Origin of the sequence: uncultured Allobosea sp., from assembly GCF_945957345.1 — a bacterium.
Lineage (GTDB): Bacteria > Pseudomonadota > Alphaproteobacteria > Rhizobiales > Beijerinckiaceae > Allobosea.
In genome coordinates this window covers 27,090-49,698 of record NZ_CAMFKW010000014.1, presented here as the reverse complement: position 1 = coordinate 49,698, position 22,609 = coordinate 27,090, and the positions used below count along the sequence as shown (strand labels likewise).

At 67.1% G+C, this 22,609-nt stretch carries 23 protein-coding genes; 4 read left to right on the top strand and 19 right to left on the bottom strand.

Translation table 11 applies throughout. From position 1 onward, the window contains the following. The first annotated feature begins 99 nt into the window (after positions 1–99). The gene (locus Q0Q36_RS09325; protein ID WP_293797602.1) at positions 100–978 is read left to right on the top strand and encodes a LysR substrate-binding domain-containing protein; all 879 of its coding nucleotides are present in this window, start codon (positions 100–102) and stop codon (positions 976–978) included. A 92-nt stretch (positions 979–1,070) separates the two neighbouring features. Then, positions 1,071–2,315, top strand: a complete 1,245-nt coding sequence (locus tag Q0Q36_RS09320; RefSeq protein ID WP_293797600.1) for a flavin-dependent oxidoreductase — start codon at positions 1,071–1,073, stop codon at positions 2,313–2,315. Positions 2,316–2,479: 164 nt separating this feature from the next. On the opposite strand, the gene Q0Q36_RS09315 is transcribed toward Q0Q36_RS09320, so the two are convergent. The 7 genes from Q0Q36_RS09315 to Q0Q36_RS09285 form a co-directional block, all read right to left on the bottom strand. Further along, entirely contained in the window at positions 2,480–2,938 is a 459-nt protein-coding gene (locus tag Q0Q36_RS09315) for a cupin domain-containing protein (RefSeq protein WP_293797598.1), read from the bottom strand. A 56-nt stretch (positions 2,939–2,994) separates the two neighbouring features. Beyond that, complete coding sequence (locus tag Q0Q36_RS09310) at positions 2,995–3,693, bottom strand: ABC transporter ATP-binding protein (RefSeq protein WP_293797596.1); 699 nt, start codon at positions 3,691–3,693, stop codon at positions 2,995–2,997. Between the two features lie 2 nt (positions 3,694–3,695). Then, positions 3,696–4,445 (bottom strand): ABC transporter ATP-binding protein, encoded by a 750-nt coding sequence (locus Q0Q36_RS09305; RefSeq protein ID WP_293797594.1) that lies wholly within the window; start codon positions 4,443–4,445, stop codon positions 3,696–3,698. Next, positions 4,438–5,433, bottom strand: a complete 996-nt coding sequence (locus Q0Q36_RS09300) for a branched-chain amino acid ABC transporter permease (protein ID WP_293797592.1) — start codon at positions 5,431–5,433, stop codon at positions 4,438–4,440. Before Q0Q36_RS09300 ends, Q0Q36_RS09305 begins: the two co-directional genes overlap by 8 nt. Before the next feature lie 2 nt (positions 5,434–5,435). Continuing rightward, a complete protein-coding gene (locus Q0Q36_RS09295) occupies positions 5,436–6,362 on the bottom strand; it encodes a branched-chain amino acid ABC transporter permease (RefSeq protein WP_293797590.1) in 927 nt (308 codons plus the stop codon). A 203-nt stretch (positions 6,363–6,565) separates the two neighbouring features. Beyond that, on the bottom strand, positions 6,566–7,738 hold the full coding sequence (locus Q0Q36_RS09290; RefSeq protein WP_293797588.1) for an ABC transporter substrate-binding protein: 1,173 nt from the start codon (positions 7,736–7,738) through the stop codon (positions 6,566–6,568). Positions 7,739–7,950: 212 nt separating this feature from the next. Continuing rightward, positions 7,951–8,853, bottom strand: a complete 903-nt coding sequence (locus tag Q0Q36_RS09285; RefSeq protein WP_293797586.1) for a LysR family transcriptional regulator — start codon at positions 8,851–8,853, stop codon at positions 7,951–7,953. Between the two features lie 172 nt (positions 8,854–9,025). Here Q0Q36_RS09285 and Q0Q36_RS09280 point away from each other — a divergent pair, with 172 nt between their 5' ends. Together Q0Q36_RS09280 and Q0Q36_RS09275 are read left to right on the top strand one after the other, a co-directional pair. Then, positions 9,026–9,850, top strand: a complete 825-nt coding sequence (locus Q0Q36_RS09280; RefSeq protein ID WP_293797584.1) for an aldo/keto reductase — start codon at positions 9,026–9,028, stop codon at positions 9,848–9,850. A gap of 129 nt (positions 9,851–9,979) precedes the next feature. Then, positions 9,980–11,182: an MFS transporter gene (locus Q0Q36_RS09275; protein WP_293797581.1), complete on the top strand. Its 1,203-nt coding sequence runs from the start codon at positions 9,980–9,982 to the stop codon at positions 11,180–11,182. Between the two features lie 87 nt (positions 11,183–11,269). On the opposite strand, the gene Q0Q36_RS09270 is transcribed toward Q0Q36_RS09275, so the two are convergent. The 12 genes from Q0Q36_RS09270 to Q0Q36_RS09215 form a co-directional block, all read right to left on the bottom strand. After that, positions 11,270–12,160 (bottom strand): DUF1684 domain-containing protein, encoded by an 891-nt coding sequence (locus Q0Q36_RS09270; RefSeq protein WP_293797579.1) that lies wholly within the window; start codon positions 12,158–12,160, stop codon positions 11,270–11,272. 59 nt (positions 12,161–12,219) lie between these two features. Then, on the bottom strand, positions 12,220–13,521 hold the full coding sequence (locus Q0Q36_RS09265) for an acyl-CoA thioester hydrolase/BAAT C-terminal domain-containing protein (protein WP_293797577.1): 1,302 nt from the start codon (positions 13,519–13,521) through the stop codon (positions 12,220–12,222). Then, positions 13,521–14,429, bottom strand: a complete 909-nt coding sequence (locus tag Q0Q36_RS09260; RefSeq protein WP_293797575.1) for an Ldh family oxidoreductase — start codon at positions 14,427–14,429, stop codon at positions 13,521–13,523. Before Q0Q36_RS09260 ends, Q0Q36_RS09265 begins: the two co-directional genes overlap by 1 nt. Further along, positions 14,426–15,145 carry a GntR family transcriptional regulator gene (locus tag Q0Q36_RS09255; RefSeq protein WP_293797573.1) on the bottom strand — a complete coding sequence of 240 codons (720 nt, stop codon included), beginning with the start codon at positions 15,143–15,145 and terminating at the stop codon, positions 14,426–14,428. Before Q0Q36_RS09255 ends, Q0Q36_RS09260 begins: the two co-directional genes overlap by 4 nt. Positions 15,146–15,167: 22 nt before the next feature. Further along, positions 15,168–15,983, bottom strand: coding sequence for an ABC transporter permease (locus Q0Q36_RS09250; protein WP_293797571.1), 816 nt, complete (start codon positions 15,981–15,983; stop codon positions 15,168–15,170). Between the two features lies 1 nt (position 15,984). Then, positions 15,985–16,788, bottom strand: a complete 804-nt coding sequence (locus Q0Q36_RS09245) for an ABC transporter ATP-binding protein (protein WP_293797569.1) — start codon at positions 16,786–16,788, stop codon at positions 15,985–15,987. Next, positions 16,788–17,807 carry an ABC transporter substrate-binding protein gene (locus Q0Q36_RS09240; RefSeq protein ID WP_293797566.1) on the bottom strand — a complete coding sequence of 340 codons (1,020 nt, stop codon included), beginning with the start codon at positions 17,805–17,807 and terminating at the stop codon, positions 16,788–16,790. Before Q0Q36_RS09240 ends, Q0Q36_RS09245 begins: the two co-directional genes overlap by 1 nt. A gap of 278 nt (positions 17,808–18,085) precedes the next feature. Continuing rightward, positions 18,086–19,384 carry a TRAP transporter large permease gene (locus tag Q0Q36_RS09235; RefSeq protein WP_293797564.1) on the bottom strand — a complete coding sequence of 433 codons (1,299 nt, stop codon included), beginning with the start codon at positions 19,382–19,384 and terminating at the stop codon, positions 18,086–18,088. A gap of 15 nt (positions 19,385–19,399) precedes the next feature. Then, positions 19,400–19,909, bottom strand: a complete 510-nt coding sequence (locus Q0Q36_RS09230; protein WP_293797562.1) for a TRAP transporter small permease — start codon at positions 19,907–19,909, stop codon at positions 19,400–19,402. Between the two features lie 7 nt (positions 19,910–19,916). After that, entirely contained in the window at positions 19,917–20,903 is a 987-nt protein-coding gene (dctP, locus tag Q0Q36_RS09225) for a TRAP transporter substrate-binding protein DctP (RefSeq protein WP_293797560.1), read from the bottom strand. A 42-nt stretch (positions 20,904–20,945) separates the two neighbouring features. Continuing rightward, on the bottom strand, positions 20,946–21,668 hold the full coding sequence (locus tag Q0Q36_RS09220; protein WP_293797558.1) for an SDR family NAD(P)-dependent oxidoreductase: 723 nt from the start codon (positions 21,666–21,668) through the stop codon (positions 20,946–20,948). Position 21,669: 1 nt separating this feature from the next. After that, positions 21,670–22,587, bottom strand: a complete 918-nt coding sequence (locus tag Q0Q36_RS09215; RefSeq protein ID WP_293797555.1) for a fumarylacetoacetate hydrolase family protein — start codon at positions 22,585–22,587, stop codon at positions 21,670–21,672. Positions 22,588–22,609 lie beyond the last annotated feature (22 nt).

Sequence of the window (22,609 nt, the reverse complement as noted above, 5' to 3'; positions counted from 1 at the left end):
CGCGATGTGTTGCAGCGGATGACCGAACGCTAGGACCGCGATTGACATAGGTCCAATACATCGTTTCCATATCTCTTATAGACAGGATCTATAGAAGATATGGCTATCAGCTATTCCGGCCTTGCGGCCTTCCATGCCGTCGCCGAGGCGCAGAGCTTCACCGGCGCCGCCAAGACGCGCCATGTCAGCCAGCCCACCCTCTCCGCCCAGGTGCGCGGGCTGGAGGACGCCTATGGCGTCCGCCTGTTCGACCGCGCCGGCCGGCAGGTGAAGCTGACGCCGCTGGGGCAGAGTCTCTTCGTCATCACGACCAAACTGTTCTCCGCCGAGGACGAGGCGGAATCGCTTCTCGCCGGCAGCCGCACGCTCCAGCGCGGCCATCTGCGCATCGCCGCCGACAGCGCCACCCATGTCATGGCGGCGCTCGCCCGCATGCGCGAGCGCTATCCGGGCCTGACCTTCTCGCTGACGATCGGCAACTCCTCGGAAGTCGTCGACCAGATCATGGATTTCGCCGCCGACGTGGCAATCACCGCCCGCGCCAATTCCGACCCGCGCATCCACAGCGTCCGGCTGCGTTCGGACGATCTCGTCGCCTTCGTCTCGGATCAGCATGAACTGGCCCGGCACGACCAGATACCGATCGAAGCCTTCGCCGGCCAGGATATCGTGCTGCGCGAGCGCGGCTCGATCACGCGGGAGGTCTTCGAGAACCGGCTGTCGTTCGCCGGGATCAAGCCGGCGAACCTGCTGGAGGTGCAATCGCGCGAAGCCGTGCGCGAGGCCGTCGCTTTCGGCTTCGGGATCGGCGTGGTCTTCGCGGCCGAATTCAAGCCGGAGGCCGGCCTGAAGCGCATCGTCATCACCGGCGCCGATTTCGACGTCGGCGAGTACATCGTCTGCCGGGCCGAGCGCCAGCGCCTGCCGCTGGTGCGCAGCTTCTTCGAGACGGTTCAGGACGTCATCAACGCACGCTGAAGCAGAGATATGCCGCCCTTGCCCTCGCGCAAATTGACAAGCCGGACAAAGATATTTCAAACTTAAAATATAAGACCTGAGGGGACGGGCAGATGCGGGTTATCATCGTCGGCGGCGGCATAGGTGGATTGACGCTCGCACTGATGCTCCACGCCCGCGGCATAGCCGCGACGGTCTACGAGCAGGCCAGCGAAATCCGCGAAGTCGGCGTTGGCATCAACACCCTGCCTCACGCCATCCGCGAGCTCGCCGATCTCGGCCTGCTGCCGGCGCTCGACGCGGTCGGCATCCGAACGCGCGAACTGCACTATATGAACCGCTTCGGACAGACCGTCTGGAGCGAGCCGCGCGGCCTGCATGCCGGCGCGCCGGTGCCGCAATTCTCGATCCATCGCGGCCGGTTGCAGAAGGTCATCCGCGACGCGGTCGCCGAGCGGCTGGGCGAGGACGCGATCCGCACCGGGCGCCGGCTGCAAGGCTTCATCCAGGACGAGGGCGGCGTCACCGCGCATTTCAGCGATACCCGCTTCGGCGAGGGGGGTGAGACCGCGCGCGGCGACATTCTGATCGGCGCCGACGGCATTCATTCCGCCGTGCGCGCCTTCTATTTCCCGAACCAGGGGCCGCCGCGCTGGCAGGGCGTGCAGATGTGGCGCGGCGCCTGCGACTGGCCGGTCTTCCTCGACGGCGAGAGCATGATCATCGCCGGCGGCATGGCCGGAAAGCTGGTGCTCTATCCGATCGGCCAAGGCGCGACGCCGCAGACGCGCCTGCTGAACTGGGTCGTCAATATCCGCACCGGCGATCCCGAGCGCCCGCCGCCGAAGGAGGCCTGGTCGAAGCCCGGCCGGCTCGAGGACGTGCTGCCCTTCGCGAAGCGCTTCAGCGTGCCCGAGGTCGATATCCTCGCGCTGATCCGCGCGACCGGGACGTTCTGGGAATATCCGATGTGCGACCGCGATCCTCTGCCGCGCTGGACCCATGGCCGCGTCACGCTGCTCGGCGATGCCGCCCATCCGATGTACCCGGTCGGATCGAACGGCGCCTCACAGGCGGTCCTCGACGCGCGCTGCCTCGCCGACTGGCTGGCCAAGGCCGAGCACCCGCGCCAGGCGTTGGCTGCCTACGAGGCACAGCGCCTGCCGGCGACGGCGGAGGTCGTGGCGATGAACCGTGTCGGTGGGCCGGAGCGCGTGATCGACGCCGTCGAGGCGCTGGCGCCGCAGGGCTTCGACGATGTCGAGAAGGTGCTCGACCACGCGTCGCGCGAGCAGATCGTCAAGGGATATGCCGGCAAGGCGGGGTTCTCGACTGAACAGTTGGCGCGGAAGGGATAAAGCCGGCATCGCGCCGTCGTTGAACCCTCCGCTTCGTCATGGTTGGCCTTGTGCCGACCATCCACGTCTTCCTTCATGCAATGCGGTGTTCAAGACGGAAATGCTCGCCACAAGGGCGAGCATGACGGTCTGGTTCCGCAAGCAGTCGTGGGAGCGCCTCGCCCTCACCCCGCGTCAGGCGGAGGCGGCAGGAAGTCGACCTCGTGCTTGGCCGAGAGCGCGACGACGTCGGCAGGCTTCTGCTCGGCCATGGAATGCAGGCCCCAGAACAGGTCGTAGAGCCGCGACGTCGGCGAGACCCAGAACAGGCATTTCACCGTGGAATCGCCCTTGTTGAACAGCCCGTGCGGGATATTGCGCGGCAGCTTGATCAGGTCGCCGGCGGTGGCGAAGCTCTCCTTGCCGTCGACCAGCAGGTCGAGGCGGCCTTCCAGCATGTAGATGAACTCGTCCTGCGTGGTGTGGATATGCGGCGGGACGAAGGTGCCGGGCGGCAGGGTCGCGTGCCAGGAGAAGCTTTCCTCGGTCAGCGTCTTCGGCACATAGGTCTGGCCGAGGATGTTCCAGGAAATACCGTCAAGGCCTTCATTGGCGCGCGTCACGCCGGCAGTCAGCGGGTTCATGGTCTTGGCTCTCCTCATCTGCCGGCGCGCGGGCCGGATGGCGGTGGCGTGATCGGCTAGAAATGCAGGAAGCGATCCTTCACGGCGCAGTCGCTGCGCAGTTCGGCGCTGGAGCCGCGCCAGACGACGCGGCCCTTCTCCAGCACGACATGGCGGTCGGCGATGCGGACCAGAGCGTCGACATTCTTGTCGATGACGAGGATCGATTCACCTTCCGCCTTCAGGGCCGTCAGGCAATTCCAGATTTCCTCGCGGATCAGGGGGGCGAGCCCCTCCGTCGCCTCGTCGAGGATGATCAGCTTGGGATTGGTCATCAGCGCCCGGCCTATCGCCAGCATCTGCTGCTCGCCGCCGGAAAGCTGATTGCCGCGGTTCTCCCGCCTTTCCTTGAGACGCGGGAAGAAGGCGTAGATCCGCCCGAGATCCCAGCGCTTCTTGCCGGAACGGTCGGCCGCGGTCGCGATCAGGTTTTCCTCGACCGAGAGCGTCGGGAAGATCTGGCGGCCTTCCGGAACAAGGCCGATGCCGGCCTGCGCGATGCGGAAGGGCGCGGCGCCGGTCAGGTCGCGCCCGCCGAAAGCGATCTTCCCGGCGCGGGCCGGCAGCAGGCCCATGATGCTGCGGACAGTGGTGGTCTTGCCCATGCCATTGCGGCCGAGCAGGGTCACGACCTCGCCTTCACCCACAGCGAGATCGACCCCGAACAGGATCTGCGCTTCGCCATAGCCGGCATCGAGCCCTTCGACGCTAAGCATCGCTAGCCCTCCTCGCCGAGATAGGCCTGCCGCACCGCCGGATCGGCCCTGACCGCCGACGGCTCGCCCGAGGCAATGACGCCGCCATAGACCAGCACGGTGACGCGGTCGGCCAGCGCGAAGACGGCACTCATGTCGTGCTCGACCAGCAGCATGGCGAAGCGGCCCTTGAGACTGTTCAGAAGCGCGATCAGGCGCTCACCCTCCTCGTGGCCGACGCCGGCCAAAGGCTCGTCGAGCAGGATGAGCTTGGGCTGCAAGGTCAACGCCATCGCGATTTCCAGCGCGCGCTTCTCGCCATGCGAGAGGCTGCCGGCCGGAGCATGAGCGCGTTCAGCGAGGCCGACCGCTTCGAGTGCTTCCCAGGCCGGTCCATTGAGCGCCCCGTCGCTGGCCGCGTCGCGGAAGAGCGAGAGCGGATGGGCGCTATGAGCCTGCACGCCGAACGCGACATTCTCCAGCGCCGAGAGCGAGGGAAGCGTCGAGGTGATCTGGAAGGTGCGGGCGAGCCCTGCGCGCGCCCGCGCCTGTGGCGGCAGGCGGGTGATGTCCTGCCCGCTGAACAGGATCGCGCCGGAATCCGGCTTCAGCGTTCCGGAAATCTGATGGACCAGCGTCGTCTTGCCGGCGCCGTTGGGGCCGATCAGGGCGTGGAGCTCACCGGGCGCGATGGTGAGATCGACCCCGTTGGTGACCTTGAGCGCGCCGAACGACTTGGCGAGGCCTTTGAGCGCGAGCGCCGGTTCAGACATCGCGGCGGCCCCTCAGCTTGTTGGCGAGCCCTGCGATGCCGCCACGGGTGAACAGCACGAAGAGCACGATCAGCGGGCCGAAGATGACCTTCCAGTTCTGCGTCAGGCTGGAGAGCACGTCCTCGGTGACGAGGAAGGCGAGCGCGCCGAGGATCGCGCCATAGAGCGAGCCGACGCCGCCGAGCACGACCATGAAGATCAGTTCGCCCGAGCGCGGCCAGGACATATAGGCCGGGCTGACGAAATCGGTCTGGTTGGCGAGCAGGAAGCCGGATAGGCCCCCCATCATGCCGCTGATCACATAGGCACCGAGCCGGACATGGTTGACGTCGTAGCCGGTGACGGTGACACGCACGGCATTTTCGCGGGCCGCCCTGAGCACGCGGCCAAAGCGCGAGGCGACGAGCCGCTGCGCCAGCCAGTAGCAGGCCGCCAGCGTGCCGAGCGCGATATAGTAGAATCCGGTGCGGTTGCCGAAGATCTCGCGCCCGAGCAGCGTGCTCTTCTCGTAGAGCGTCAGGCCGTCATCGCCGCCATAGGCCGAAAGCGCCTGGGCGAAATAGAAGGCCATCTGTCCAAAGGCCAGCGTGATCATGATGAAGGCGACGCCGCGGGTGCGCAGCGAGACGTAGCCGGTGATCGCGGCGAAGACGGCGCAGGCGAGCAGGATGACCGGCAGCGCCACCAGAAGTTCGGTCTGGCCCTCGGTGATCAGGATGCCGGCGCCATAGGCGCCGATGCCGATATAGGCGGCGTGGCCGAAGGAGATCAGCCCGCCGATGCCGAGGACGAGATCGAGCGAGAGTGCCGCGATCGCGAAGATCATCGCCCGCGTTACCAGCGTCAGCCAATGTCCTGGCAGGCCGAGCGTAGATGCCAGCGGCAGGAGGGCGAGCAGGGCGAAGATGGCGAGCGGGGCCAGCCGGCGCACCGTCGGGGCGACCGGTCGCGCCGCCGTCGTCGCGGAATTCGAGGAGATGCTCGCCATGCTCACGAGCGCCCCTTGGCCGGCAGCAGGCCTTCCGGCCGGACGAACAGCACCGCCGCCATGACGAGGTAGATCAGCATCGAGGAGAGCGCCGCGCCGGTCGCACGGGCCGAGGCCGGCGCCATGAACAGCCGGAGCAGGTCGTTCATCGAGGAGCGGCCGAGCGTATCGACAAGGCCGACGATCAGCGCGCCGACGAAGGCGCCGCGGATCGAGCCGATGCCGCCAACGACGATGACGACGAAGGCGAGGATCAGCACCGTGTCGCCCATGCCGGGCTCGACCGAGAGGATCGGCGCCGCCATCGCCCCGGCGAAGCCCGCGAGCATGGTGCCGAAGGCGAAGACGATCATGAACAGCTTGCGGATGTCGACGCCGAGCGCCGAGACCATCGGCGCGTTCGAGGCACCTGCCCGGAGCAGCATGCCGGTGCGGGTCTTCTCGACTACGAACCAGAGCAGCGCGCCGACGCTCAAGCCTGCCGCGATCAAGGCGAAGCGGTAGACCGGGTAGAGGATGCCGTCCATCAGCCGGACATTGCCGGAGAGGAATTCCGGCACCGGCACCGAAAGCGGTGCCGCGCCCCAGATCATCTTCACAGCCTGGTTGAGCAGCAGGATCAACCCGAAAGTTGCCAGCACCTGGTCGAGATGGTCGCGTTCGTAAAGATGCCGGAAGACCAGGAATTCGAGTGCGAGCCCCAGCAGCAGGGCGGCGGCCAGCGCGAGCACCAAGCCCAGCAGGAAGGAGCCGGTCAGACTGACGAAGGTCACGGCGAGATAGGCGCCCAGCATGTACTGGACGCCATGGGCGAGGTTGATGAAGTCCATCACACCGAAGACCAGCGTCAGCCCGGCCGCGACCAGGAACAGCAGGACGCCGAACTGGAGGCCGTTCAGAAGCTGGACGATCAGGAGGCTGAGGGTCATGGAAGGTGCTGTCGCCTGTTCACTCAGGGCACGGGGCCATTGCCGTCTCTACGAAGGGCAATCGCTTAAACCCGTCATGCTCGCCCTTGTGGCGAGCATCCACGTCTTGAACACGGCCTTCGACCAGCGAAGACGTGGATGGCCGGGACAGGCCCGACCATGACGGCGGGATGGCTGGCGTCAGAGACGCCTGACACTTTACCTCACTTCAGCGCGCAATCCTTGGCGTGCGGATCGGCGTAGTCCGAAAACACCTTCTGGGCGATCTCGGTCTGGAACTTGCCGTCGGCGCGCTTCGCGACCTTGACCAGATAGAAGTCCTGAATCGGATAGCCGTTGGTGTTGAACTTGAACTTGCCGCGCAGCGAGGTGAAATCGGCCTTCTTGATCGCCTCGCGCAGCTTGTCGGGATTGCCGGCGCCGCCCGCCGCCTTCACGGCGGAATCGATCAGCATGGCCGCGTCATAGGACTGCTGGGCATAGGAGCCGGGCACGATCTTGTAGGCCGCCTCATAGGCTTTGACGAAGTCCTTCGTCTGCGGGTTGTCCATGTTGGGCGCCCAGGTCATGCCGCCATAGAGGCCGACCGCGGCGTCCTGCTGCGCCGGCAGGGTCGATTCATCGACCGTGAAGGCGGAGAGAAACGGGATCTTGCCCTGCAGGCCAGCCTGCGACCACTGCTTGACGAAGTTGACGCCGAGCCCGCCCGGCAGGAAGGCGAAGACGACATCGGGCTTGGAAGAGGCGATCTTGGCGAGATCCGCCGAGAAATCCATCGCGTTCAGCGGCGCATAGACCTCGTCGACGATCTCGCCCTTGAAGTAGCGCTTGAAGCCGGCGAGCGAGTCCTTACCCGCCTGGTAGTTCGGCGCGATGATATAGGCGCGTTTGTAGTTCTGGTCTTGCGCGTATTTGCCGAGGACCTCGTGCACCTGATCGTTCTGGTAGGAGGTGACGAAGAAGTTCTTGTTGCAAGCCTTGCCGGCCATGGTCGAAGGGCCGGCATTCGGGCTGATCAGGAAGGCGCCGGAATCGAGCACCGGCTTGGCGATGGCGCCGAGAATGTTCGAGAAGACCGGACCGACGACGAAGGTCGGCTTCTCGCTCTCGACGAACGAGCGCACGCGCTCGACCGCAACGTCGGGCTTCAGTTCGTCGTCGATCACCGTGATCTTGACCGGCACGCCGCCGAGCTTGCCGCCGTTCTTGTCGACCGCGAGCTGGAAGCCGTCGCGGACCTGCTGGCCGAGCGAGGCAGCCGGGCCAGTCAGCACGCTGACCACGCCGATCTTGATCGGCTCCTGCGCCTGCGCGGAGGCGATGGACAGAGCCAGCGCGCCGCAACCGAGTGCCAGACCGAACCTGAATGCCGTCATCGATGCTCTCCCGGACGAATGTGAAGCGCGGCCCCGTTCCCTTGGATTCTTACGGCTCGCGCAGATCATAATGTTTCAAGCTTAAAATATCTGCAAGTGCGGCAGGCACTAAATTTTGCCTGCCGCCCATGATCGGCATTCTTGGGCCATTCCGGCGCGTTCGGGAAGGGTGGCCTCGCAGCGAGCCCGCCGTCGCAGCGTTCCGCCTCCCCTCACCCCGCCAGGAACGCGGCGAGCCGGGGGCAGACGAAGTCGAGGAAGAGCCTGACCCGGTGCGGCAGGCGCGGCCCGCCGAGATAGACGGCGTGAACATCCTCCCGGTCGCTCTCGACGACATCCGACAACACCTCGACCAGACGGCCAGCGGCGATGTCCTCGCGAGCATGATAGTCGCCGAGGCGAGCAAGCCCGATGCCGGCGACGGCCATGCGGCGCACGGTCTCGCCGTTATTGGCGAGCAGCGAGCCATGGACCGCGCGGTCGACGATGCGGCCGCTCTCCCTGAATGGCCAGACCGGCGCGGAGCGGCGGAAGTTGAAGCCCAGGCAGTTATGCGCCGCGAGATCGTCGACCGTCTTCGGCACGCCGTGCCGTTCAAGATAGGCCGGGGCTGCGACGATCTTGCGCCGGGCCACGCCGATCCGGCGCGCCATCATGCTGGAATCCGGCAAAGGCCCGACACGGAACGCGACATCGGTCCGGTCGAGATAGAGATCGACGATCTCGTCGGAGAGCGAGAGATCCACCACGATCCGCGGATGCTCCGCCCAGAACGCCGGCAGCAGGGGCTCCAGCGCCAGGGTGCCGATCGGGACGGAGGCGTTGACGCGGATCGTGCCGTCCGCGCTCGCCGCGCCTTGCGACAAGCCCCGCTCGATCTCGTCGAGCTCCACCAGCAAGGCGAGGCTGCGTTCGTAGAAGACCTGCCCCTCCGCCGTCAGCGAGAGCCGCCGCGTCGAGCGTTCGAGCAGGCGCACGCCAAGGCGGGCCTCGATCCGGCCAATCAGCTTGCTCACCGTCGAGGGCGTCATCAGGAGAAGGCGCGCGGCTTCCGAGAAGCTGCCGCTCTCGACCACGCGCTGGAACACCTGCATCTCGCCGACCCGGTTGTCCATGCGCCACCCCACTCGTGAAATTGTTTCACAGATAAAGTGGATGGCGGGCCAATTATCAAGCCGGGGCCTGCGGCCTATTTCCCGACACATCGAACCGAAAGCCGTATCGGACAGGTCGCCGATGCACCGGAGAACCGGCCATGCCGTTCACCGGAGACCGCAGGAGAGCAGGATGCAGACGATCAAGGCCCATGGCGCAGAGATTCCCGCCCTCGGCTTCGGCGTGTTCCGGATGACGGAGGCCGAGGTCGAGCGCGTCGTTCCCGCCGCTCTCGAAGCGGGCCTGCGCCATTTCGATACCGCCCAGATCTACGGCAACGAGGCCGCGCTCGGACGCGCCCTGCAGAAGGCAGGAGCCCGCCGCAACGACCTGTTCCTGACCACCAAGGTCTGGGTCGACAATTACAACCCCGGAAAGTTCGCCGCCTCCGTCGATGAGAGCCTCGAAAAGCTGAAGGTCGACCAGGTCGATCTGCTCCTGCTGCACTGGCCGGCCGACAAGGTCGCGATCGCCGAGCAGATCGCGATGCTGAATGCCGTGAAAGACGCCGGCAAGACGCGCTTCATCGGCGTGAGCAACCAGAACATCGCGCAGATGAGGGAATCGATCGCGCTGAGCCCGGCCCCGATCGTCACCAACCAGATCGAGGTCCACCCTTATCTCGACCAGCGCGCCGTCGCCGCTGCCGCCAAGGCGGCTGGCGTCGCGATCACCGCCTATTACGGCATGGCCGACGGCGCGGTGCCGGGCGATCCCGTCCTGAAGAAGATCGGCGCGCCCTATGGCAAGAGCGCCGCGCAGGTCGCGCTGCGCTGGCTGGTCCAGCAGGGTTTTGTCGCACTGTCGAAGACGGCCAAGCCCGAACGCGTGGCCGAGAACGCCGCGATCTTCGATTTCACGCTGAGCGACACCGATATGGCGGCGATCGGCACGCTCGCCCGTCCCGACGGGCGCCTCGTCAATCCTCCCGGTCTCGCCCCCGCCTGGGACGCCTGAGATATCCGGAAGCCTAGATCATCGCGCGCCCGACCGGACGCACGATGATCTATCCCATTGGTATCGCATCGGATTCTTCCGAAAAGTGGATTCCACTTTTCGGTCCGATGCTAAAAGGACAACGTCGTCATGAACACCAAGGCTTTGACGGCCGGGACGGCCGAAACCTCCTCCCATGCCCGCTGGGCGCTGCTGGCGCTCGCCATCGGCGCCTTCGGCATCGGCACGACCGAATTCTCCCCGATGGGGCTCCTCCCCGTCATCGCCGACGGCGTCGGCGTATCGATCCCGACCGCCGGCCTGCTGGTCAGCGCCTATGCGATCGGCGTCATGGTCGGCGCGCCGATCATGACGCTGGCCTTCAGCCGCTTCGGCAAGCGCACAGCGCTGATACTGCTGATGGCGATCTTCACAATCGGCAACCTGCTCTCGGCGCTCTCGCCCGGCTATACGACGCTGCTGCTGGCACGCCTCGTCACCAGCCTCAATCACGGCGCCTTCTTCGGCCTCGGCTCCATCGTTGCCGCCAGCGTCGTGCCGCGCGACAAGCAGGCGAGCGCGGTCGCTGCGATGTTCATGGGGCTGACGATCGCCAATATCGGCGGCGTGCCGGCCGCAACCTGGATCGGCCAGCAGATCGGCTGGCGCATGGCCTTCGCCGGCACCGCGATGCTCGGGCTTGCCGCCATCGCCGCCCTCTGGCTGGCGCTGCCCAAGGGCAAACCCGGCAAGATGCCGGACGTGAAGCGCGAGCTCGGCGTTCTCACGCATCCGGCCGTGCTGCTCGCCATGGCGACGACGGTGATGGGCGCCGGCGCCATGTTCACGCTCTACACCTATGTCGCCCCGGCCCTGGCGGAGATCACCGGTGGCTCGGATGGTTTCGTCACGCTCGCGCTCGTCCTGATCGGCGTCGGCTTTACGCTGGGCAACGGGCTTGGCGGCCGGCTGGCCGACTGGTCGCTCGACGGTGCGACGAAGATCTTCCTGGCCGCGCTCGCCGTGATCATGCTGGCGCTGCCGCTGCTGCTGACCAGCCATCTCGGCGCCGCGATCGGCCTGCTCGCCTGGGGCGCTGCCGCCTTCGCGATCGTGCCGCCGGTGCAGATGCGGGTGATGGAAGCGGCCAGCGAGGCGCCGGGCCTTGCCTCCTCGATCAATGTCGGCGCCTTCAATCTCGGCAATGCGCTCGGCGCGGCCGTCGGCGGCGGCGTGATCAGCCTCGGCCTCGGCTATGCCGCGGTGCCAGTAGCCGGCGGCCTGCTCGCCGCGGCAGGCCTCGGACTGGTCTGGCTCGGCAAGAGCCGCAGCCCCATCCCCTGCGAGGCCTAAGCTCAGTCTTACGATCCTTCCCGGACGAAGCGAAACCCGCTTCGTCCGGGAGCATGACTTGCGAAGCGCGTCCCGCCCCTGCCCGGCTCAGGCCGCGTTATCCGCCTTGGGCTGATAGGTCATCGTCCTGACGACGCCCTGCGCAGGGCGCTTCTCACCGGCCAGCACCTCGAAATCGAGATGGTTCTCGGGCGGCACCAGCGGGCAGGTGACGAAATTGGTGAAGGCGCAGGGCAGCGCCACCGCATAGTTGAAATCGATCCAGTCGATGCGGGTGCAGGCTTCATCGGCGAACTGCAACTCGATGACGCGACCGGCGCCGTAGGTGACGGGACCGCTGGTCAGGTCGCGGACATGGGCGACCGGCTGCACACCCTTCGGCGTATCCTTGCCGATGAGCACGACGGTGTAGCTCTTGCCGTTGTGGGCGAAGGTGAAGGTGCCCATGCGCGGCGTGTTCTCGCGAACGCCGGCCTCCACCGTCTCGGCCTCGAAGGCGACGCGCTCGGCCGGCGTGTAATGGCCGCGGATGCGCCAGGCGGGATCGTAGTCGAAGGCGGTGACGCCGGCATCCTCCAGGCGGGTCGCCTGGCGCGGATCACGCACGCGGACGCCGAAGAGCTTGAGCCCGTCATGCTTTGTGCGCTCGATGGCCTCGACCTCGTTCTCCCCGAAATAGACCGGCACGCTGTTGCCGTGGCCATAAGTCTGGTTGCGGCCCGGAATGATCTCGACCGGCCCCGTGGGATATTCGCCGTTTACCGACAGGGTCGGCCCCGAGGCCGGCGGGGTGAAGATGACCCGGCCGTTCTCGACCGACCAGGAGCCGGGCAGCAGGTCGAACGTGACGTTCGTGTCACTCTCCTCCAGCCAGTACTGCGCGACGAGCGCGGTCCAGCCATAGGGACGGAACATCGTGGCGACATGGGCATAGCGCCATTCGCGCCACTGGCCCGCCAGGTGCTCGTTCGTGGGCATGTCCGTCTTCCTTTCAAAAGCGGTTGTCTGCTTGCGCATCAGGGCATGGGCGGGCCGGATCAGTGCCGGGTGATCTCGGCCAGGAAGGCGAGGACGCCGCGCCAGGAACCGTCATCGGCCCCGGCATTGCCGGAGGGCGTGCCGCCGCTGGTGTAGGGCACCTTCGAGACCGGGTGCTCGCGGCTCAACTGCGTCGTCGGCACGAAGGGCAGGTTGATGGCGTGGCCGGCATCGTCGAAATCGAGATGGCGGACGAGATGCGGATGGCCGTGCCGGGCCAATGTCGAGACCACCATCCGGGAATAGAGGCTGGAGGGCCAGGCGCGGTCGTCGCGACCGGAGACCAGCAGCACCGGGCCAGCGATCTGCTCGACCGGGATGCGCGCCTGCGCCACCAGGGCCCGATCCTTCAGCCCTTCGAAGAAGACGGAATGGTGCCGAGTGGGCGGGGCATCGCCGGCCCAGGGGTGCCAATGCACCGCTTGGTTCTGCTGCCAGAGATGCGGCAGCGGGGCACCGTCCTTCGTCCAGGTCACGCCCTGCCAGCCGCCGCGCGCGGGATCGCCCGCGCCCTGCGCGCCATGGACCATGGCGCCGGGCACATAGGCGATCACGGCCGAGACCAGATCGGGATAGGTCGCGCCCAGCAGCAGCGAGAGCTCGCCGCCACGCGACTGGCCGGCGACGGCGACGAAGCCGTCGCGCGGCTGAAGCTCCCGGTGCGCCCAGCGCAGACCCGTCTCCAGATATTCGAGCGGGGTTTCGGTGATGAAGGACGAGAGGCCCGGCGCCTTGAAATAGCCGAGCGCGAAGGCCTGATAGCCATGGGAGGCATAGAGCGCGCCGCGCGGCTCATTGATGCCGCCGCCCGAGCCGTTGAGCACCACCACGACCGGATGCGGGCCCGGCCCGGCCGGCGTGAACAGCGTGCCGACCAACCCCTCCTCCCGGATCTCCCGGCGCGTCACACCCGGCGCGGCGAAGTGCTGGAGGAGCTCCGTCTCGACGCGGATGCCGTCGGCGGTCTCCGCCACCAGCGCCGTCACGAGCGGTTGCATGACGTCGTCGGCGAAGAGTTCCTGGCTCGTCCCGCCAGCCGGATGCTGACTCCAAAGCAGACCCATGGCCGAGACCTCGGCATAATCGCCGCCGACCGGTGCATCGCGCGTCAGGTCGACCACGCCTTGCGCGTCGGCCATGTAGGTCGCCTGACTGTCCCAGAGGACGCCGCGCGAGCGTAGCGTCCGGGCAGAGATGGCGACGAGCTCGTCGGGCGCGAGGCCGGTGACGGTGATGCGGCGCGGCTCGTCGATCAGGCCGTCGGACGGCGTGACCGAAAGAACGGGACTTGTCGTTATCATCAATCTCCTCGGCCCGTCATGCGGGCGAGATAGGCGTCGAGGCGCTCAGCAAATGCGGCATCCAGCACGGCTTCGGCCGGCAAGCCGCCGCCGCGCGGCCAGTGACCGCCGCCGGTCGTCCAATCATTCTTCAGGCCGGCCAGCTTGCCTTGCCAGTCGACGCGCTCTCCGGCCGCGGCCGGATCGAAGGCGAGGAGGAAGACGCCGCGCCCTTTCGGATCGCCACGGCCACCGCCGGCGATTCCGGCCAAGAGCTCGACGACGAGCCCCAGCAGCGAGCCGATCTGGCCGTCGCGCGGCAGCAGCGCCGCGACTTCGGCGGCGATGCTGGTGGGCTGTCCGTCAGCATCCAGAGCGATCCCGTCCGGCAACGCCTTCCCCGTGGCGCGAGCGGTACGGATATCGGCCATGGTGGCGCTACTGCTGGCGACATCGATGACCACGCGCTCGCTGCCCTGCCCCATTGCGATGGCGAGGGGATTGGTGCCGATGACGGCCTGCGTGCCACCATGCGGCGCGACGAAGGGCGGCCCTTCGGCGCCGGCGAGGCCGACGAGCCCGGCATCGGCGAGATGGCGAACGAAGGGCGCCAGCCGGCCGAAGCCCCTGACGCCGCGCAGGAAGATGGCGGCCACGCCGCATTGCCGGGCGGCTGCCGCCAGATCGAGCGTGGCGGCAGCAACGGCGAGCGGCGCGAACGAGGAGGAGCAATCGAGCCAGCGGACGGCCTGCGGCTCTCCCATTGCGGGTTGCACCGCGTCGGCGGCCCATTCGTCGAGCATGGCGATGCCGAAGCGCGGCAGGCCGAGCGCATCGGCCTCGACCAGGGCTGCTGCCGCAAGCTGCGCGGCCTTGCTGCCGCCAAGCGCGGCCGAAAGCCGCGCGACTGCTTCAGGGACAGCGATCATGCCAGCATGCTCCGCTTGGGGCTGCCGAGCCGGATCTCGCTCTCCGAGAGATAGCCCAGCGTCATCAACCGCTCGATCAGGAACTCGCGGGCGTGCCGGATATGGGCGGTCTCGATCGCGGCGGCGCGCTCGCCGTCGCCGGCCTCGATCGCATCGACCAGCGCGGTATGCTCGTCGGAATGCTCGCCGGCCTTCACGGAGAAGTCGATGGCGAAGCGCAGCAGGCGTTCGAGCTCGTCGAACAGGTTTTCCGAGAGGGCGATGACGCGCTTGTTGCGGCTGCAGCGGGCAATGGCGACATGGAAGCGCCGCGCCACCTGCTGCATGGCGCCGACATCGAGCGGCGCGGCATATTCCCTGACGATCGCCCGCAATTCGGCGATATCGGCCGGCGTGGCGTAGCGGGCGGCCTGCCGGGCGGCGTGCGGGCCGATCGCGGCGCGCAGGTCGAGGATTTCGTGCACCGCCTGAAAGGTGATCGGGGCGACGCGATAGCCGCTGCGCGGCAGGATCGCGATCAGCCCGTCGGCGGCGAGCTTCTGCATGGCGTCACGCACAGGCGTCTTCGAGACGTCATAGCGGCGGGCGATGGCGGCCGCGTCGAGCGTCGTCCCCGGTGCGATCTCGCAGCGCATGATCTCCTGCCGGAGCGCGGCATAGATGCGCTCGGAAACCGGGGCCTGTGCGGCGGCGGCCGGGCTGTTGTCAAGGCTCATGCGGTTTGCGCCTCCGCCGCCGTCAGTGCTTCGCCCAGGGCACGAAGCGCCGCTCCAGTGCCTCCAGCGCGAGGATGGTGAGGTAGCCCATGGCCGAGATCACGACGATGCCGACGAACATCCGCGAGACCGCGAAGGTCTGCCAGGACGCCCAGATGAAGAAGCCGACGCCGCTGCGCGCGCCCAAAAACTCGGCCGCCGCGATGATGATATAAGAGGAGCCGGCGGCGAGCTTCAGACCCGTGAAGATGCTCGGCAAAGCGGCCGGAAAGGCGATGCGCCGGAAGGTCTGGAAGCGGCTCGCGCCGGCATTCTTGGCGACGTCCATGTAGATCTGCGGCGTCTGCATCACCCCGCTCATGGTGTTGTAGAGCATGAGGAAGAACACGCCGATCGCGATGACCACGAATTTCGAGGCGTCGCCCACGCCGAAGATCAGCAGGATCAGCGGCAGGATGGCGATCTTCGGCACGGGATAGAGCGCCGAGAAGATCGGCCCGAGCACCCGGCGCGTTGGCCGCGACAGGCCGAGGATGAGCCCCATGACGATGCCGGGCACGGCGCCCATGGCGTAGCCGACCCCGACGCGGCGCAGTGTCGCGCCGATATGGTCGAACAATTCGAAGCTCAGCACCATGCGCCAGGCGGTCTCAGCGATCGCGCTCGGCGCCGGGAAGAAGCGCCGGTCGATGAGGTTGAGCTGGCTCGACAATTCCCAGAGTAGCAACAGCAAGAGTGGGCTGAAATAGGAGGCGAGCCGGACCAGCCGCTCGCGCCGGGCCGGCGCCTTGAGCCGGCGCAGTTCGTCTTCCGTCAAGGTCACGGGGGCGACGCTCATCTCATGCCCTCCCCGGTGCGGCCAGCAGGCGCCAGACCTCGTAGGTCAGGTCCCAGAAGCGCTTGTCGCGCCGCATCTCGACGACGTCCCGCGGCCGCTCGAACGGCACGTCGAGATCGGCGACGAGCGTGCCCGGGCGCGGCGACATGACCAGCACGCGGTCGGCCAGGGTCAGCGCCTCGTCGACGCTATGGGTGATGAAGACGACGGTCTTGCCGGTCCTCTCCCAGATGCGGAGCAATTCCTGCTGCAGGACGAGACGGGTCTGCTCGTCGAGCGCGCCGAAGGGCTCGTCCATCAGGAGGATATCGCGGTCGTCGACGAGCGCGCGCGCCACCGAGACGCGCTGCTTCATGCCGCCGGAAAGCTGATGCGGCCGGGCCTTGGCGAAATCGGTGAGGCCGGTCAGCGCCAGCAATTCGCCGACCCGCTTGTCTTGCTCGGCGCGGGACACGCCCTTCAGGCTCAGCGGAAAGGCGATATTCTCCGACACGGTGAGCCAGGGCAGGACGGAGGCTTCCTGGAAGACCATGGCCGGCGGGGTCTTGCTGTGCAGCGTCACCGTGCCGCTGAGCTTCCGTTCGAGATCGGCCAGGATGCGCAGCACCGTGGTCTTGCCGCAGCCGCTCGGGCCGACGATGCAGACGAACTCGCCGCGCTTCACCGAGAAGCTGACATCGGAGACGGCGACGGTCACACGGTCGCCTTCGGCGTCGTAGAACGCCTTGGTCAGGTGGCTGACCTCGATGGCGGGCTGCGCCGCTTCCGCCGAGGCGGGCCGCGCGAATTCGATCACCGCCGCCATCACGGCTTGCTCGCGACGAGCTCGTTCGCGCGCTTCAGCAGATCGCGGCGATAGACCGCGTCGATCTTGGCCTGGCCCTTGTATTCGAGTGCGCCGCGCTTGCGGAAGAACTCCTCCTGCTCGCGCACCGAGGCCATGTCGATGGCCCCGTCCTCGGAGCGGACGGTATAGGGGATCCCACGCAGGGAATCGCGCTCGGTTCCGGTGTATTTCGCGACGATGTCGAGGATCTTGTCGTCCTTCCAGCCGCCCTTGTCGAGCAGGCGGGCGGCCTTGAGATAGCCCGCCATGAAGCGCACCACCGCGTCCTCGTTCTTGGCGACGAAATCCTGGTTGAAGGCGATCAGGCCGAGCTCGGTGCCGAAGGTGTGATCCTCGACCAGCCGGCGGCCGAGGCCCTGCTTCTCGAGCTGTCCGGCGAAGGGTTCGATGCTCCAGCCGGCCTCGAGTCCGCCATTGGCGAAGGCCGCGGCGGTCGCCGGCGGCGGGAGATAGACCGCCTCGACATCCTCGACGGTCAGGCCGCCCTTCTCCAGCGCCTTGGCGACGGAGAACATGCCGAAGCCGCTCGGTCCGGGGATGCCGACGCGCTTGCCCTTGAGGGCAGCGACGCTGCGGATGCCGGCGTCCCAGGCCTTCTGCGAGACCATGAAGGGCGACGGCGAGGGAACCGTCGACGGCATCCGGGCCGAGGTCGCGATGATCGCGACGGTCGCGCCGCGGTCGAGCGCGTTGAAGAGCCCCGCGCCCCAGGTCGCGGCGCCGGCCTCGACATTGCCGGAGGCGAGCAACTGGATGGTCTCGGCTGTGCCGCCCTTGGGTGAGAGCGTGACCTCGACGCCGTAATCCCTGAAGAAGCCGAGCTCCTTGGCGACGAAGAACGGCGCGTAATCGGCGAAGGGCGAATACAGGAAATCCACCTTGGGCAGCTTCTGCGCCCAGACGACGGGAGCCGCCACAGGGATCAGGGCGGCGACGACCGTGGCTGTCATGAGATCACGGCGACTGACAAAAGACATGCGCGAAGCTCCTCATGCGCCCGCTTTCCGGCGCCGACACCAGACGCCTCCCGCTGCGGCGAAGGATGTGCCGGCCGCGAGCAAGTCGTCCGGCCGCACTATCGCGACTAACAACTGATGTATCAACCCTTCAATCTGATGTTTCCAATCTCCGAGACGTCTTCGGCTCAGGCGAGGACAGCTGTGCCTCCGGTGGACCTGCCGACGTCGCAGGCGCGTTACCAGCAGGGGCTCGCGCGCTTCGCCGCCGGCGCTGAGACCGCGCAGCCCGGTGGCCCTCAGTTGTGGATCATCCCCGCCATCCGCGGCAGCCAGAGTGCCAGGTCGGGGAAGAAGGTCACGGCCAGCACGATGCCCAGCATCGCGACGATGAAGGGCGGTACCTCGCGGAAGATCTCCGAGAGCGGCGTGCCGGTCAGGCCCGCCATCACGAACAGCAGCAGCCCGTGCGGCGGCAAGGTCAGCCCGACCATCATGTTCAGCACCACGACGATGCCGAAATGCACGAGGTCGATGCCGAGCCCTTGGGCGACGGGTACGATCAGCGGGACGATCACCAAGAGGATCGTGACCTCGTCGAGCACGACCGCCAAAAACAGCATCAGCAGGTCGACGATGAGCAGGAACTGCGTAGGCGTCAGCTTCCAGGACAGGAGCGTCGCCTGGATCAGATGTGGCACGCCTTCGTTGGCGACGGCATAGTTGAAGACGAAGGCGCCGCTCATGATCAGCGTGATCATCGCCGTCGCCTTCACGGTCTCGCCCATCACGTCGAGCAGTTGCGCTGGCTTCAGCGTGCGGTAGACGACGAAGGCGAGGACCAGCGCATAGCTCGCCGCGATCGCTGCCGCTTCGGTCGGCGTGGTCACCCCGGAATAGATCAGCCCGAGCAGGATGACCGGCAGGGCCAGCGGCGCCAGCGCCCGGCCGAAGATCGCCGGCATGGCCGACCATGGCACGCGGGCCTCGCGCGGGAAGCCGCGGCGGCGCGCGATGATCGCGATCACGCTCATCAGCGCCAGCGCCATCAGGGCCGCCGGCACGAGCCCGCCCAGGAACATCGCGCCGACCGAGGCATTGGCGATCAGCGCATAGAAGATCATCGGGATCGAGGTCGGCATCAGCGGCCCGAGCGTCGCCGAGACCACCGAGGTCGCGGCTGCGAAGCCGCGCGGATAACGGCCCTCCCGCGTCATCATCCGCGCCACCACGAGACCGGGTCCTGAGGCATCGGCGACGGCCGAACCGCTCATCCCCGAGAAGATCAGGTTGGAGACGACGTTGACCTGCGCCAGACCGCCCGGCAGATGCCCGACCATCGCCGAGCCGAAGTTGAGCAAGCGCTCGATCACCCCGCTCGCATGCATGACATTGGCAACGAAGATGAACAGCGGCACCGCGATCAGCAGATAGGAATTGTAGAGCCCGTTCATCGTCTGGTCGACGACAAGCCCGACATCCTGATGCGTCGCGACCATATAGGCGAAGCCCGCCGCCAGCATCGACAGGCCGAGCGGCGCGCCGAGCACGGCGACGAGCGTGAAGACGCCGAGAAGGATCCAAAGCCCGTCGGACATGAGCCGTCGTCTCCGTCAGAGATAAGAGCGCCAGCGCGGGCCGAGGAGCCGCCACGCCAGCCACGCGGAGCGCACCACCACCGCGACCAGGAACAGGCCGAAGCAGGAATAGATGATGTCGAGCCTGAGGTTCAGCACGGGCGTCCGCTCGCGCCAGAGAAAGGCGATGTAGTCGAGCGAGCCCGGCAGCGCGGCGGCGAAGATGCCGCCGACGATGACAAGCCGGGCCAGCGCCACCACCCGTTTCCAGCGATCAGGGAGCGGACGGTAGGCGAGATCGAAGGTGATCTGCTCGCGGTCTCGCACCACGAAGGCGTTGGCCCAGAAGATGATCCAGATGAACAGGATCACCGAAATCTCGTCGGCCCAGGCCGCCTCGTCATGCTCCAGATAGCGCGTGATGATCTTGTAGTTGAAGATCAGGAAGACCAGCGCGAAGAGCAGGGCCGGGACCAGGGCCGCGAAGCGCCGCAGCCGCATGGTCCAGGTTCCGGCTTCCTCGGTCTTGGCAGGGGCCGTCTGCATGGCGGCCTCAGGCCTCGGCGACGCGCTTGAGCCAAGCCATGTCCCAGGCCTTCACCGCATCACCGACATAAGCCTTGTCGGCCGCCGCGCGGAACGGTGCCAGATCGATCGTATCGACGCTGAGCCCGCGCTGCTTGATCGCGCCGATGATGCTGGCCTCGTCGGCAAGGCGCCCGTCGTCGCCGGCCTTCGCCGCCTTGCGGGCCGCGTTCTGCAGCAAGGTCTGCTGCGCGGCGGAGAGCTTCGCCCAGGCGGGCTTGGCGATGGCGAAGAACACCGGCTGAAGCATATGCGAGGTCAGGACGACCTGCTCGCTGACCTCGTAGAGCTTGGCGGCATTGAAGATCGAGAGCGGGTTCTCCTGCCCGTCGACCGTGCCGGTCTTGAGCGCGAGATACAGCTCGGGCATGCCGAGCGGCAGCGGGCTCACGCCCAAAGTGCGGCCGAGCAACAGCCATTCCGGCCCCGCCGGCATGCGCAGCTTGACCCCGGCGAGATCGGCCGGCCCCTTCACGGCCCGCTTCGTGCGCAGCGAGACCTGCCGCGTGCCGAGATAATGCGTCGCCAGGATCTCGATCCCCATCTTCTCGGCGACGGCCTTGCGGTAGTCCTCGCCGAGCGGCCCGTCGAAGACGCGGCGCAGATGGGCATGGTCCTTGAACAGATAGCCTCGGTTGAAGAAGCCGAGCTCGGGCATCTGCTGCGCCACCTCGAAGGTGGTCATCGTGCTCATTTCGAGATTGCCGCGCTGCAGGGCCTGAACCTCCGTGCCCTGCTTGAACAGGGTCGAGGCCGTATGCACGCTCATGGCAATGCCGGCCGAGGCGCCGTCGATGTCGGCCTTGAACGCATCGAGCGCCTTGGCAAGGAAATCGGTCGGCGGCGCCGCCGTCGAGACCCGGATCTGGACCGGCGCCTGCGCCAGAACCTGTCCGGCCGACCCCAGCATGGCCCCGGCCCATGCGCCCTTGATGATATCGCGGCGTGTCGTCATCGCCATTCCCCTTTTTCTTGGCTCGGTCGACTGATGCAGTGCTTACAATCCCAATCCGCCCAATGACTTACCGCCATCGACGAACAGGGTCTGGCCGGTGATGAAGCGCGTCGCAGGCGAGGCCAGGAAGGCGATCGCCCCGGCGATGTCGGCCGGATCGGCGGCTTGGCCGCTCGGCTCCAATTCCTGCGCCCTGGCATATTGGTCAGCGGGCATGGCGCGGGTCATCGGCGTGTCGGTGAATCCGGGCGCGACGGAGTTCACCGCGATCTGGCGCGGCCGGAGTTCCATGGCCATCGCTCGCGTCAGCCCGACAACGCCTGCCTTCGAGGCGACGTAATGCGCGAAATTCGTGCCGCCGATCGCCGCGCGCGACGAAACCGTGACGATCCGCGCGCCGGCCGTCATGCGGCGGGCGGCCTCCTGCGCGGCGATGAAGACGCCGATGAGATTCACGTCGAGCATCTCGCGGAAATCCGCGTCGCTGATCGCGTCGAAGGCGCGCGGCTGATAGATGCCCGCCACGCAGACCAGAGCGTCGAGCCGGTCCGGCGCCGCGATCGCCGCCGCCACCGCCGGCCGATCGCAGACGTCGAGTACGCAGGTCTCGACGCTGCCTGCCGTTGCGTCATGAGCCAGCGCATTCAACTTACCGGCGTCGCGGTCGGCCGCGATGACCCTAAACCCGTCGCCAACGAGCCGCAGAACGGTCGCGCGCCCGATGCCGGACGCGCCACCGGTCACTAAGGCGACGGGCGCGCCCATCTCAGGCGGCTTCCTGGATGACGACGCTGAGCGTGCCGATGCCCTCGATCGCGGCATCGACCTTGTCGCCGACGGCGAGGAAGGTGCCCTTCGGCACGCCGACGCCGGCCGGCGTCCCCGTCAGCAGGACATCGCCCGGATCGAGCGTCATGATGCGTGAGGCAGTCGCGATCTGCTCGGCGATCGAGAAAATCATGTCGGTCGAACGGCCATCCTGCTTGAGGGCGCCGTTGACCGAGAGCTTCAGCCCGACATCCTGCGGGTTCGCGATGGCGGAAGCCGGCACGAAGCGCGGGCCGAGCGGGCAGCAGGTGTCGTTCGCCTTACCGGCCACCCAGTCGAGCTTGTAGAAGGTTTCCGGCGCGCGGTTATGGTCGCGGGCGGAGAAGTCGATCGCGACCGTATAGCCGGCGACATGCTCCAGCGCGCGCTCGACCGGGACATTGCGCGCCGTCCTGCCGATCACGACGGCGAGCTCGATCTCCCAGTCGAATTTCTCCGTTCCGATCGGCATGCGCACGGTCGCGCCCTCTCCCACCACGGCATTGCGCGGCGGCTTCATGAAGAAGAACAGCCGCTGCTCCTCCTTCTTGGCGCCGGGCATGCCCATCTCGGCGAGATGGTCGAAATAATTGGCGCCGGCGCAGAGAATCTTGCCGGGATAGAGGATCGGAGCCAGCCGCCGCGAGGCCGTGACGCGGTCGCTCGGCTCGACCTTGCCGGCAGCCTCCGCCAGCAGGGACCTAGCTCGCTCCCAATTGGAGAACAGCGTCGCGACATCGCCCTGCCCGGCCCAGCCGACGCGCGCCAATGACGGCTCCAGCCGATAGAGAGCCTTGCCGACCTCGAGACAGGCGATCGCCGCGCCATCGGCCTCGACCGTCGCCAGCGCCCAATGGATTTGACCGGGTTGCGCCATCACGTCGCCTTCTCTGAGAAAC